Genomic DNA, 12,664 nt, shown 5'->3' on the forward strand with positions numbered 1-12,664 from the left:
GCCAAAACACCCGATAACATGCGCAGCATAGGCACCGATAACGCCAGATTCCGGCTCCAACCTACCGACAGACCGGGTCGTGTCCCTGGGAGAGGTGTAACTCGGCGGTAGCGAAGCCGCTCGCGAGCGCGCCCTCAACAGCGCTGTAGCGAGTGAGCGGCTTTGCGGGTGGTCATCAATGTTTTTCCGGTAGGGTCGGGTTGTTCAAGACCAACCTGATGGAAAGAGCACTGATGACCGATGACATGATGAACCTGCGCTCGCTCGTTGAGAAGAGTGCCGATGCGGATTTGTTGCGTGAGATGATCGGCTTTGCGGCCGAGAAGCTGATGGAGCTGGAGGTCGGCGCCAAGACCGGCGCGGCCTATGGCGAGAAGAATGCATTGCGGCTTGCTCAACGTAACGGCTACCGTGAGCGGGATTGGGAAACGCGGGCCGGAACGGTGGAACTGCGTATCCCCAAGCTCCGGACCGGCAGCTATTTCCCGAGCTTCCTGGAGCCGCGCCGCATGGCCGAGAAGGCTTTGACCGCCGTCATTCAAGAAGCTTACATCCAAGGTGTCTCGACCCGCTCTGTCGACGACCTGGTCAAGGCGATGGGGATGTCGGGCATCTCCAAGAGCCAGGTTTCCCGCCTGTGCGAGGAGATCGACGATAAGGTCAAGGCGTTCCTGGCCCGGCCGATCGAAGGCGATTGGCCATACCTCTGGATCGATGCCACCTATCTGAAGGTCCGGCGCGGCGGGCGCATCGTTTCCGTCGCCGTCATCATTGCGGTCGGCGCCAACACCGATGGGCGGCGCGAGGTGCTCGGCATGGAGATCGGCACATCGGAAGCCGAGCCGATCTGGACCGAGTTCCTGCGCAAGCTGACCAGGCGCGGCTTGAGCGGCGTCAAGCTCGTCGTCTCCGATGCCCATGAAGGCATCAAGGCTGCCGTTTCCAAAGTCCTCTCGGCCACCTGGCAGCGCTGCCGGGTCCACTTCATGAGAAACGCGCTCGCCCACGCCGGAAAGAGTGGTCGACGGGTGGTGTCCGCCTTCATCGCCACCGCCTTTGCCCAGGATACGCCTGAGGCCGCAAGCACCCAGTGGCGTAGCGTTGCCGATCAAATTCGCCCGAAAGTGCCAAAGCTCGCAAATCTCATGGACAATGCCGAGGAAGATGTGCTCGCCTACATGACCTTTCCCAGGCAGCATTGGACCAAGCTGCATTCGACAAATCCCATCGAGCGCCTCAACGGCGAGATCAAGCGCCGCACCGACGTCGTCGGCATCTTCCCCAACGACGATGCCATCGTCCGGTTGGTCGGGGCACTCCTGCTCGAACAGAATGACGAATGGGCCGTTCAACGATCCCGCTACATGACCCTTGAGACCATCGCACAAATGAGCGATGATCCCATCATCAGCCTGCCCGCTGCGGCGCGCTGACCCATTCCCGGCCCAGCCGGAAGGCACGGCGATCAACAAGCCGAGCTACACCACTCCAAAAGACGCGATCACAGACCGCGCGGGTAGTGGGTGCAGAGCGGCTGCAGCCCCAGAAAGCCGCAGTACGCAGAATCAACGGATCAAATCGTGTGGAAGGGCTCGCCGCCGCGGATCGGTTATCAGCGCGGGACCGTTGGAAGACCACCGCATCAAACAGGACCGTGCTGGCGTCGATACAGTGCTGGCGTCGATGATAAACGAGGTCACGGCGACTGAGAGACTTCGAGTTCGGCATTGGCGAGCCCGTTCAGCCACCCGTCGCGCCAGGCTCTTGCCGACGCGTTCAGGAGATCTTCGATGAAGCCGAAATCGCTGCGATAGGGGTTGGGCTCTCTAATTTTTGGGAATCGGTCGCGGGAGTATCGAAACCAATGCGGGGCTTTAGATGCTCAGAGTTCGCGAAGGATCCGCCTCACCAGTCCTTCAACCAATGGACTGCAACGGCACTTCCGGCACTTCGCCACCAAGGATGCGGTCAGCGAAACACAAATTTGAGAGGCCGTAGCGTTGAAAGAGCTCATTATCCTGATTGGCCCGGAACTCGGCCTGGTCCTGAGGTGAAGAGAAATATTTCCCGATCAGAAGCGGCAGACGGGTGCTTTTCAGCCTTCTTTGCTGAAAATGGTTCCAGAACAACGAATCGCCCACCGACTTGATAAGGGAGCCGTCACCAAAATAGCTCGGATAGTACTTACCGACCGCCTTGGTATTCCAAAGTGTTGCCGGACCGAAAGTGCCGCGTTCGCCCGCGCCTGAACCAAGTCTAAGGCGCTCACGCGGCTGCGGCGGCCAATCCGGCGCAAATTCAGAGGCGATCAGCATCGGCGCTTTGAAAGGTTCATCGAGATGCGATTTGTCGAAGCATACCAGCCATTCACCGCCAACCAGTGCGGCGGAGGAAGCGCAGGCCGCACCAACCAATAGCTCAACTGCATTGGTGGCCAACCGGTCGTCCATGTTGAGGTTCATCACAAACAACGATTTGCTTAGGGCCACCGCCGCTGACCAGGCTTCATAGATCGAGAGCGGGCGGGAAAAGACATAGCAGTCCGCGTCAAGCCATTGGGGCGGCATATCGCCATTGTCGAAGATATAGACAATACGCACCCCAACACTCTGCTGACGCAGGTTGATATAGTGTGACTTCAGCAATTCATGCTTGTCGTTCTGACGGTGCCATACCGCACAGAACACGGTGACCAGCGCCGTGTCAAAATCGCTCTGCGTCCTTACTCGAGTATAGTGCATGTCGGGGAATTCCTTTCGCGTAAGGTTCGCGCATGGCACAGGCGGCATTGGTGTTGACCAAGGAGATGGCATGAGCCGGGCATTCGCGTCAATTGCCATGACCAGAAATCCTGGGGGCGGCGAGCCGGGCATCTGAGATCGCCATTTTGAGGTGTTTGCTGCGTCGCGAAGAACTCGCAGCGGCTGGAAATAAGGGAATTGGATGCAGCAGAAGTGCGACCTGACCTCTGCCAGCCGAATGGTCTCGGCAGGGCGCCCAGTCGGTGGAGGGGTGCGTGCATGCGTGTCCTGATAACCGGAGCGGGTGGCATTCTGGGCAGGCATGTTGTACGGCATTTTGCTCGTCTCTCGCCCGGCGCGGACGTGATCACCAACAAGGTCGATCTGACAAATCTGGATGCTACGCGAACGGCAATCGCCGCCCTGGAGCCGATCGACAAGGTTATTCATCTGGCAGCTTTGGCGTCGGTAGCATCAGTCAAGGCCAATCCTGCGAGTGCCTATGCGGTGAACGTCGGTGGCACGATCAATTTACTTTCGGCACTTGAAGGGCGCGCTGCCTCATTCCTCTATTGCTCATCGAGCCATATTTACGCGCCATCTAACCTGCCGATAAGCGAGGACGCCGCAAAGGCCCCTTCCTCTTTCTACGGGCGTACAAAATGGGTGGGCGAAAGCGTTGCCGCCGACATTTGCGAGGCGTCCGACCGCGCCTTTTGCGCCGCGCGTGTCTTTTCGATTCACGACCCCGCCCAAACTGGCTCCTTTCTTCGCCCATCCATAGAGCGCCGGCTGGTAGAAGAGGACCTGAGCCAACCCTTCCAGCTTCCAGGCGGGGACAGCATCCGGGATTTCCTGCCGGCGGAAGAAGCGGCGAAGCTTATCGTGCGCCTTGCGCTCTCTTCGGCATCTGGGCCTGTCAACGTCGGTTCTGGCCGCGGCACCACCATCCGAGATTTCGTGCAGGGTTTCAGCCCGCGGCCCCTCGACATCAGAGCCACCGGCGGCTCCGACACCCTCGTCGCGGATATTTCGCGGCTTAGACAGTTACTAGGAGACTCCGATGTCTGAGACTGTTTCCATCGTCATTCCCACTTTCAACCGGGCTGAAATGCTGCCTGTCGCCATCAACAGCGCATTAAGCCAAACAAAGGCGTGCGAGATTATCGTCGTCGACCACGGCTCCACAGATGACACGCCGAAAGTTGCCGAAGCTTACGGCGACCGTATTCTCTACGTCCGCCGCGAACGGGATTTCGGGCCGCATTTTTGTTGGCTTGAAGGTGCGCTGCATGCCAGCGGCGAATTTGTCCACCTTCAGTATGACGACGATTGGATCGCACCAACTTTTATCGAGGCATGTCTTTCGGTCATCACACCGGAAACCGGCTTCGCCTTTACTGGCGCGGACGTGGTAGACGGCCCCGGCCTGCCCACGAAGCTTCGCCAGTTCACCGACTGGCTGCCGGCCACAGGCACCTATCCGGTTCACGCCGTGGAGAGACAGATTCTCGGCTCGCTGATTTCGCCCGGAGCGGCGCTCTATCGCCGTCAGATCCTGATTGACGCGCTCTATCCGGGGCGATTGCCGCTTCAGATTCACGAATATCGCGGCGTCGGCCCCGACGCCTTCGTCTCGCTGCTCTCGATGCTACGCTATCCAGCGGTCGGTTTTGTGCGTGAACCGCTCGCCTTCTTCCGTTTTCACGAGGGCTCTATCACCATCGACGCCTTCGCATCTGGCGAGAAGACCGCGAGACTGCGGGCCGCTTATGCAGAAGTAACCCGCCACTATCTCGAAATGAAAGTGATGCGCGCTGTGCGCATCAGGGAGGAAGCATGACTCTAGGGCGCCCGATTCGCCTTGCCGAGGAAACCATCGATCAGAGTGAGCTCGAGGTGCTTTCCGAGTGGATGCTCGCAGGCAACCGCCTGACCAAGGCCGAGCAGACGCTCGCCTTCGAGCAGGAATTTGCTACCTGGATGAACTGCCGCCACGCGGTTTATGTCAATTCCGGCTCGTCTGCGAACCTTCTGATGATCGCCGCACTCAAAGAAGCAGGCCGCCTGCGTAACAACAAGGCGATCGCTGCTGCCGTCAGTTGGGTTACGACGGTTTCCCCGCTCCTCCAGCTCGGCTTCGATGTACGCTTGTGCGATTGCGATCCGAAGTCGCTGGGCATCGATCTCAATCATCTGGAAGATCTTTGCCGCAAGGATCCGCCGGCGCTCCTTATCCTCGTGCACGTTCTGGGCCATGCTGGCGACATGGACGCCATCCGCGAAATCTGCCAGCGCTACGACATCATCTTGCTGGAGGATTCCTGCGAGGCGCTCGGCTCAACCTACAAGGGCCGCAAGCTGGGTACGATCGGCACCGCAGGCAGCTTCTCCTTTTATTACGGGCACCACATCTCGACCATCGAGGGTGGTATGGTTGTCACCGACGACGCCGACTTGCACCAGTTGATGCTTTCGCTGCGCTCGCACGGCTGGAGCCGCGATCTCATGCCGGAACTACGTCAGTCCTTGGCAGAGAAGAACGGGGTCGACGAGTTCAAGAACCTCTACACCTTCTACCATGCTGGCTACAATCTGCGCTCCACCGACCTCCAGGCATTCCTCGGCCGTTCGCAGCTCAAGAAACTCGATCAGATCGTCGAACGTCGCCGCATCAATTTCGACCTCTATTGCAAGGCGCTCCCTGATTTCTTCTCCCAGTCAGGGGATACGGAAGTTCTATCGTCCTTCGCCTACGGCACCTTTATCGAGAACCGGCTCGAAACCTACAAACATATCAACGCACTCGACATCGAGTGCCGTCCGCTGATCTGCGGCAACATTGCGCGCCACCCCTTCTGGCTCCGTGATCATCCGCGGCTCGCCCTTCCAAACGCCGACAAAGTACACGACTACGGCATCTATCTGCCGAACCACCATAATCTGAATAAAGCGGACATTGTGCGCGTGGCCGACGCCTTCGCCTCTGTCGCCCGCCCCTGCTAAGAGCGAACACCATGACGACGAATACGGCTGCAAAGCGCGCGCTGATCACCGGCGTAACCGGACAGGATGGTTCCTACCTTTCAGAGCTCCTGCTTTCCAAGGGTTATGAGGTGCACGGCATCAAGCGCCGGTCATCGAGCTTCAACACGGCGCGCGTCGACCACCTCTATGAAGACGTACATCAGGCAAATCGCCGCTTCACGCTGCATTATGGCGACATGACAGACTCCACCAACCTGATCCGTATGATTCAGGAGGTACAGCCAGATGAAATCTACAACCTTGCCGCCCAGTCGCACGTGCATGTGAGCTTCGAGACTCCGGAATACACGGCCAACGCCGACGGTATGGGCACGTTGCGCATCCTGGAAGCGCTGCGCATCCTGCGCATGGAGAAGACCCGCTTCTATCAGGCCTCTACCTCCGAGCTCTACGGCAAGGTGGTAGAGACACCGCAGAAGGAAACAACTCCCTTCTATCCGCGTTCGCCGTATGGTGTCGCCAAGCTCTACGCCTATTGGATCACCGTCAACTATCGCGAATCCTACGGAATGCACGCCTCGAACGGCATTCTGTTCAACCACGAAAGCCCGCGTCGCGGCGAAACCTTCGTGACCCGCAAGATCACCCGCGCCGTGGCGGCCATCGCCGCTGGCGATCAGGACCGCCTCTATCTTGGCAATCTGGATTCCATGCGCGACTGGGGTCATGCCCGCGACTATGTTGAGGGCATGTGGCGCATTCTGCAGCAGGATAATCCAAGTGATTACGTGCTGGCGACGGGGCGCACCGTCAGCGTTCGTGAATTCGTTGAAACGGCTTTCCGGGTTGTCGGCATCCATATAGAGTGGCGTGGCGACGGCGTCGAGGAGCGCGGTTTCGTGCGTGGTACGGATCGCTGCCTGATCGAAGTTGATCCACGCTATTTCCGTCCGACGGAAGTGGATCTCCTGCTCGGCGATCCCACCAAGGCCGAAAGAGAACTCGGATGGCGTGCCACGACAACGCTCGAAGAAATGATCATTGAAATGGTCAATTCCGATATTCAGGAACATGCGTCAAACTCGGTTCATCAGAGAGACAAGGACTGAGGATGAATCCTGTTTTTGAGCTTGACGGAAAACGGATATGGGTCGCCGGCCATCGTGGGATGGTTGGCTCGGCTTTGGTCCGGATCCTCTCGCGATTGAATTGCGAGGTGCTGACGGTACCACGCAGCAAGGTTGACCTGACGGATCAGGCCGCGACGCGGCGCTGGCTTCTGGATAACAAGCCGGATGCCGTCATCGTGGCCGCAGCCCGCGTGGGCGGCATTGCCGCCAACAGCGCCTCGCCGGTTGCCTTCCTCTACGACAATCTCATGATCGAGGCGAATATCATCGAAGCTGCGGCTCGCGCGGGGGTGAGCAAGCTTCTCCTACTCGGCTCTACCTGCATCTACCCGCGTGACGCCGAACAACCGATCCGTGAAGAATCACTTCTCACGGGTCCGCTTGAAAAGACCAACGAGTGGTATGCTATTGCCAAGATCGCCGGCATCAAACTTTGTCAAGCCTATCGGCAGGAGCAAGGACGCGACTTCATATCAGCCCAGCCGACTAATCTTTACGGGCCTGGCGACAACTATGACTTGGAAACGAGCCACGTTCTGCCAGCATTGATCCGCAAGGCACACGAGGCCAAGGCAAACAACGCAGAATCACTGACAATCTGGGGCAGCGGCACCCCGCTAAGAGAATTCCTCCACGTGGACGATCTGGCCGAGGCCGTGGTCTTCTTGTTGGGGAACTACTCCGGTCCACTGCCGATTAATATCGGCTCCGGTGAGGAACTGTCGATCGCCAAGCTTGCTCGCCTCGTCTGCGAAACCGTTGGCTTCAACGGCTCGCTGACCTTCGATACCACGCGGCCAGACGGGACGCCGCGTAAGCTTGCCGACCTTCGCCGCCTGCATGAGCTTGGTTGGAACAATGCACGCCCGCTCACGACTGGCCTCAAACAGACCTATGAAAGTTTCCTCAGCATCCGCGGCACCTGATTGTCGCTTACGCTATCGGCTTCGAAGGAACGTGGCTTAAGATCTGACCCGCCGCAATAACTACATCAATGTGCTTTCCGCGATCAAACATCGCCTCGCGGCTGGAAGGTCTGAACCGGGACTATGGAACCTCGATCCTTGTCAGCAGTTCGGGATTGGTTGCGGGGGCCTGATGGCATGGAGACTTGTATGAGCCTCAAGCCGGTCCAGCATTGACAATTTCCGCTACGCCAGCACCGGCCATGATGCACAGTAATCTTGCAGTCCTAAATCGGGCCGCAGCCAGTCAGTCTGCTTTTTGGAGAGAACCGACGTCGGGCTCTACTCCCATTTGAGGCGTGGCGAAGGAACCGAAGCCGCAGTCGAACGCGATTTCGCCAAGCGAAAGGGCGCGCCGAAACGCTTGTGCCGGAAAGCTCGCAGGTGCCGATGCTGTCTCAACCCGGTGTCGTCACGGAATTTATCATAGAGGCGGCATCGTCGCTTTAGGGTGAGCAAAATCGGCGGACCCCATTTGCCAGATCTCCGCACAATCATAAGCCGTGCCAATGCGGACATACTTTCCCTTGCCGCCCTTTCAAGACGACGATTTTGCATTACATTGCCGGATCTATGAATTTTCTTCGCATATCCTGCGAACCCTTGCCGGTTACCGGTGGGGCCCCACCTCCTCTATCTCTTCATCCAACCCGGGCTTGACCTGGTTCACGCAAACCAGAACGAAAGGATAAGATGATGACTCTCAAGGATATTTTGCCGAGCAAGCTTGGCTTTGGCGCAGCCCCGCTCGGCAACATGTTCCGCGATATTCCGGAGGAAGAGGCGCTGGCAACTGTAGAGGCCGCCTGGAATGATGGCATTCGCTATTACGACAATGCGCCGTTCTATGGCGCCGGCCTCGCGGAGATCCGCATGGGCGAGGCGCTTGAGAAAAAGCCGCGCGACCAATATGTGATCAGCACCAAGGTTGGCCGGGTCATCCTCGACGAGATCGAGGATGTCAGCACCCGCGACCTCGGTGAGAAAGGCGATGTGTTCAAATACGGCCGCCCCAATAAGATCGTCAACGACTACTCGGAAAACGCCACCCTACGCTCGATCGACGACAGCCTGAAGCGGCTGAACACTGATCACATCGAGATCGCCTTTGTCCATGACGTCGCCCAGGATTTTTACGGCGACGAGTGGCTCAGCGTTTTCGAGAGCGCGCGCAAAGGCGCCTTCAAAGCACTCGACCGGTTGCGAGACGAAGGCGTGATCAAGGCCTGGGGCCTCGGCGTCAATCGTGTCGAGCCGATCGAACTGCTGCTCGCGCTGGAGGGTCCGCGTCCGGATGGCTTCCTGCTCGCCGGCCGCTACACATTACTCGATCATGACCGTGCCATTCAGCGCGTCATGCCGAAAGTTGCCGAACGTGGACTCGGTATCGTCGTCGGCGGCCCCTACAGTTCCGGCGCGCTGGTAGGCGGCCCGAACTTCGAGTATGCCCCGGCAACGCCTGCAATTCTCGACAAGGTGGCGCGGATCAAGGCAATCGCCGATCGCCATGGCGTGAGCATGAAGGCGGCTGGGCTGCAATTCTCCCTCGGCCATCCGGCGGTCGCAGCCGTCATTCCCGGTGCGAGCAAGCCGGAGCGCATCGCGGAGGATCGCGCAGCACTCGCAGAGGTGATCCCGCCGGATTTCTGGCGCGAGATTCGTCAGGCCGGCCTGGTCAATCCGGATGCGCCACTGCCTGTCGCGGGCTGAAGGCGTGAGATCGATCAAGAGCCTCGTTCATTCAATCATGGGCGAGGCTTCTGTCGTCGGGTCCGCGGCGAGAAATTTCTGCGTGCGCGGCACCGTGAAATCGAGGAAGGCCCGCACGCGGCCGGCATGAGTTGTGCCGCGCGATAGAGCGCATGGATGTCGCCGAAATCCGAGACCGTGTTGTCCGCGAGAATCTCGACCAGTTCCCCCCGCGCAATCGGGTCGCGAACGTGATCGTCGGCGATGCGCCCGATTCCCACGCCGGCGATCGCCATCCGGCGGATCGTTTGGCCATTGTTGACCAGTAGCCACTCAGCATCCGCTCGACGATGCGCCCGCCCGGACGGTTAGGCTGAGCTTGAGACGGAGTTAAAACGCAAAAAGCTCCTCGACGCTTGGGCGGAGGAGCTTTAGAGCAAATATCCCGAGTGGGAGGATTTTCAAGTTTGTTTGGTTGCGGGGGCAGGATTTGAACCTGCGGCCTTCAGGTTATGAGCCTGACGAGCTACCGGGCTGCTCCACCCCGCGTCCAGCGCATTCGGCTTTACCGAATGTCGCGGCGGCGTAACCGCTTGGCGGTTATGCCTTCTTCGTGAGCAACTTGCGAAGACAAGTTGTTCATGTAAGGGACGCACCATCAGACGAGCTGTCCGGTGCGCCGATTTTTCATTCTGTATATAGGGCCCAAATCAGAAAGGACCGCTTTAGGCGGCCCTTTTTGTTTCGGCTTGGGCCGTCATTTCATGATGAGAAGATTTGTTGTTGCGTTTAGCAGACCTGGCAGCGACCGACTCTCCCGCGTCTTAAGACGAAGTACCATAGGCGCTGGGGCGTTTCACGGCCGTGTTCGGAATGGGAACGGGTGCAGCCGCCCCGCCATAACCACCAGGTCAGCGAAGCGCAACAATTGAGAAGCTGGCAGGCATTCGCCTGTTTTCTTTTGAACACGTTTAGGCGTCACCCCGACACGCTTGTGTCGGAGATGAGCATTGATCAATGAGAACGATCAAGCCAATCGAGCTATTAGTACCGGTAAGCTTCACACATTGCTGCGCTTCCACACCCGGCCTATCAACGTGGTCGTCTTCCACGGCTCTGATAGGGAATACTCGTTTTCAGGTTGGTTTCCCGCTTAGATGCCTTCAGCGGTTATCCATTCCATATGTAGCTACCCTGCTATGCCCTTGGCAGGACAACAGGTCCACCAGAGATATGTCCATCCCGGTCCTCTCGTACTAGGGACAGATCCTGTCAATATTCCTACACCCACGGCAGATAGGGACCGAACTGTCTCACGACGTTCTGAACCCAGCTCACGTACCGCTTTAATTGGCGAACAGCCAAACCCTTGGGACCTGCTCCAGCCCCAGGATGCGATGAGCCGACATCGAGGTGCCAAACAACCCCGTCGATATGGACTCTTGGGGGTCATCAGCCTGTTATCCCCGGCGTACCTTTTATCCGTTGAGCGATGGCCCTTCCACGCGGGACCACCGGATCACTATGACCGACTTTCGTCTCTGCTCGACTTGTCAGTCTCGCAGTCAGGCGGGCTTATGCCATTGCACTCGACGACCGATTTCCGACCGGTCTGAGCCCACCATCGCGCGCCTCCGTTACTCTTTCGGAGGCGACCGCCCCAGTCAAACTACCCACCATACACTGTCCCGGATCCGGATAACGGACCGCGGTTAGACATCCATGACGATAAGGGTGGTATTTCAAGGATGGCTCCACGGAAACTGGCGTCCCCGCTTCAAAGCCTACCACCTATCCTACACATGCCGACACGAATGCCAGTGTAAAGCTATAGTAAAGGTGCACGGGGTCTTTCCGTCTGACCGCAGGAACCCCGCATCTTCACGGGGAATTCAATTTCACTGAGTCTATGTTGGAGACAGCGGGGAAGTCGTTACGCCATTCGTGCAGGTCGGAACTTACCCGACAAGGAATTTCGCTACCTTAGGACCGTTATAGTTACGGCCGCCGTTTACTGGGGCTTCGATTCAAAGCTTGCACCTCTCCTCTTAACCTTCCAGCACCGGGCAGGCGTCAGACCCTATACGTCGTCTTGCGACTTCGCAGAGCCCTGTGTTTTTGATAAACAGTCGCTACCCCCTGGTCTGTGCCACCCCACCACACTTGCGTGCGAAGGGGTCACGCTTCTTCCGAAGTTACGCGTGCAATTTGCCGAGTTCCTTCAACATAGTTCTCTCAAGCGCCTTGGTATACTCTACCTGACCACCTGTGTCGGTTTCGGGTACGGTCTATACGGTGGAGCTATTTCCTGGAACCGCGTCCCTGCAAGATCAATCCAATAAGACCTTACAAGTTGAGCAATCCGTCACTACCACCAGGCCCACGAATATTAACGTGGTTCCCATCGACTACGCGTGTCCGCCTCGTCTTAGGGGCCGGCTAACCCTGCTCAGATTAACTTTAAGCAGGAACCCTTGGTCTTTCGGCGAGAGGGTCTCTCACCCTCTTTATCGTTACTCATGTCAACATTCGCACTTCCGATACCTCCAGGATGTCTCACGACTGTCCCTTCACAGGCTTACGGAACGCTCCGCTACCACGTGTATTGCTACACATCCTCAGCTTCGGTGCATGGCTTCAGCCCCGTTACATTTTCGGCGCAAAGACCCTTATTTAGACCAGTGAGCTGTTACGCTTTCTTTAAATGATGGCTGCTTCTAAGCCAACATCCTGGTTGTTTTGGGATCCTCACATCCTTTCCCACTTAGCCATGACTTGGGGACCTTAGCTGGAGGTTAGGGTTGTTGCCCTTTTCACGACGGACGTTAGCACCCGCCGTGTGTCTGCCGACTAGTACTCCTGGGTATTCGGAGTTTGGTTAGGATCAGTAAGACGGTGAGTCCCCATAGCCCATCCAGTGCTCTACCCCCCAGGGTATTCGGTCGACGCTCTACCTAAATAGATTTCGCGGAGAACCAGCTATTTCCGAGTTTGATTGGCCTTTCACCCCTAGCCACAAGTCATCCCAATCTATTGCAACAGATGCGGGTTCGGTCCTCCAGTTGGTGTTACCCAACCTTCAACCTGCTCATGGCTAGATCACTCGGTTTCGGGTCTAATGCAACAAACTAAATCGCCCTATTCAGACTCG

General features: G+C 57.8%; 9 protein-coding genes, 1 tRNA gene and 2 rRNA genes (1 of these 12 running past the window's edge). 7 read left to right on the forward strand and 5 right to left on the reverse strand.

The features are described 5' to 3' along the window. Positions 1-233: 233 nt before the first annotated feature. Positions 234-1,433, forward strand: a complete 1,200-nt coding sequence (locus tag NBG89_RS12690; protein WP_431320261.1) for an IS256 family transposase — start codon at positions 234-236, stop codon at positions 1,431-1,433. Positions 1,434-1,916: 483 nt separating this feature from the next. Here NBG89_RS12690 and NBG89_RS12695 read toward each other — a convergent pair whose 3' ends face one another. Then, positions 1,917-2,840 (reverse strand): glycosyltransferase family 2 protein, encoded by a 924-nt coding sequence (locus NBG89_RS12695; protein WP_431320262.1) that lies wholly within the window; start codon positions 2,838-2,840, stop codon positions 1,917-1,919. Between the two features lie 180 nt (positions 2,841-3,020). Between NBG89_RS12695 and NBG89_RS12700 the strand changes: the two genes are divergently transcribed. From NBG89_RS12700 to NBG89_RS12725, 6 genes are all read left to right on the forward strand, one after another. After that, the gene (locus NBG89_RS12700; protein WP_431320263.1) at positions 3,021-3,812 is read left to right on the forward strand and encodes an NAD-dependent epimerase/dehydratase family protein; all 792 of its coding nucleotides are present in this window, start codon (positions 3,021-3,023) and stop codon (positions 3,810-3,812) included. Next, positions 3,805-4,584 carry a glycosyltransferase family 2 protein gene (locus tag NBG89_RS12705; protein WP_431320264.1) on the forward strand — a complete coding sequence of 260 codons (780 nt, stop codon included), beginning with the start codon at positions 3,805-3,807 and terminating at the stop codon, positions 4,582-4,584. Before NBG89_RS12700 ends, NBG89_RS12705 begins: the two co-directional genes overlap by 8 nt. Further along, the gene (locus NBG89_RS12710; protein WP_431320265.1) at positions 4,581-5,747 is read left to right on the forward strand and encodes a DegT/DnrJ/EryC1/StrS family aminotransferase; all 1,167 of its coding nucleotides are present in this window, start codon (positions 4,581-4,583) and stop codon (positions 5,745-5,747) included. The genes NBG89_RS12705 and NBG89_RS12710 overlap by 4 nt, the downstream gene beginning before the upstream one ends. Positions 5,748-5,758: 11 nt before the next feature. Continuing rightward, the gene (gene gmd, locus NBG89_RS12715) at positions 5,759-6,838 is read left to right on the forward strand and encodes a GDP-mannose 4,6-dehydratase (RefSeq protein WP_431320266.1); all 1,080 of its coding nucleotides are present in this window, start codon (positions 5,759-5,761) and stop codon (positions 6,836-6,838) included. Positions 6,839-6,840: 2 nt separating this feature from the next. After that, positions 6,841-7,785, forward strand: coding sequence for a GDP-L-fucose synthase family protein (locus tag NBG89_RS12720; protein ID WP_431320267.1), 945 nt, complete (start codon positions 6,841-6,843; stop codon positions 7,783-7,785). A gap of 735 nt (positions 7,786-8,520) precedes the next feature. Then, entirely contained in the window at positions 8,521-9,534 is a 1,014-nt protein-coding gene (locus tag NBG89_RS12725; protein WP_431322683.1) for an aldo/keto reductase, read from the forward strand. A 35-nt stretch (positions 9,535-9,569) separates the two neighbouring features. Here NBG89_RS12725 and NBG89_RS12730 read toward each other — a convergent pair whose 3' ends face one another. The 4 genes from NBG89_RS12730 to NBG89_RS12745 all read right to left on the reverse strand — a co-directional run. Beyond that, positions 9,570-9,809, reverse strand: a complete 240-nt coding sequence (locus NBG89_RS12730) for a hypothetical protein (RefSeq protein ID WP_431320268.1) — start codon at positions 9,807-9,809, stop codon at positions 9,570-9,572. Positions 9,810-9,985: 176 nt separating this feature from the next. After that, a tRNA-Met gene (locus tag NBG89_RS12735) sits at positions 9,986-10,062 on the reverse strand. 247 nt (positions 10,063-10,309) lie between these two features. Further along, a 5S ribosomal RNA gene (gene rrf, locus NBG89_RS12740) occupies positions 10,310-10,424 on the reverse strand. A gap of 112 nt (positions 10,425-10,536) precedes the next feature. Beyond that, positions 10,537-12,664: ribosomal RNA gene (locus tag NBG89_RS12745) — 23S ribosomal RNA — on the reverse strand; it runs 672 nt beyond the window's last position.

The organism is Rhizobium sp. YTU87027, assembly GCF_050644135.1.
In the GTDB taxonomy this organism is placed as follows: Bacteria; Pseudomonadota; Alphaproteobacteria; order Rhizobiales; family Rhizobiaceae; genus Rhizobium.

Excerpts from the sequence above, each read along its gene's own strand:
- gmd (WP_431320266.1), top strand. The coding sequence starts at position 5,759 with ATGACGACGAATACGGCTGCAAAGCGCGCGCTGATCACCGGCGTAACC.
- NBG89_RS12720 (WP_431320267.1), top strand. The coding sequence starts at position 6,841 with ATGAATCCTGTTTTTGAGCTTGACGGAAAACGGATATGGGTCGCCGGC.
- NBG89_RS12730 (WP_431320268.1), bottom strand. The coding sequence starts at position 9,809 with ATGGCGATCGCCGGCGTGGGAATCGGGCGCATCGCCGACGATCACGTT.
- NBG89_RS12695 (WP_431320262.1), bottom strand. The coding sequence starts at position 2,840 with ATGGCAATTGACGCGAATGCCCGGCTCATGCCATCTCCTTGGTCAACA.
- NBG89_RS12710 (WP_431320265.1), top strand. The coding sequence starts at position 4,581 with ATGACTCTAGGGCGCCCGATTCGCCTTGCCGAGGAAACCATCGATCAG.
- NBG89_RS12690 (WP_431320261.1), top strand. The coding sequence starts at position 234 with ATGACCGATGACATGATGAACCTGCGCTCGCTCGTTGAGAAGAGTGCC.
- NBG89_RS12700 (WP_431320263.1), top strand. The coding sequence starts at position 3,021 with ATGCGTGTCCTGATAACCGGAGCGGGTGGCATTCTGGGCAGGCATGTT.
- NBG89_RS12705 (WP_431320264.1), top strand. The coding sequence starts at position 3,805 with ATGTCTGAGACTGTTTCCATCGTCATTCCCACTTTCAACCGGGCTGAA.
- NBG89_RS12725 (WP_431322683.1), top strand. The coding sequence starts at position 8,521 with ATGACTCTCAAGGATATTTTGCCGAGCAAGCTTGGCTTTGGCGCAGCC.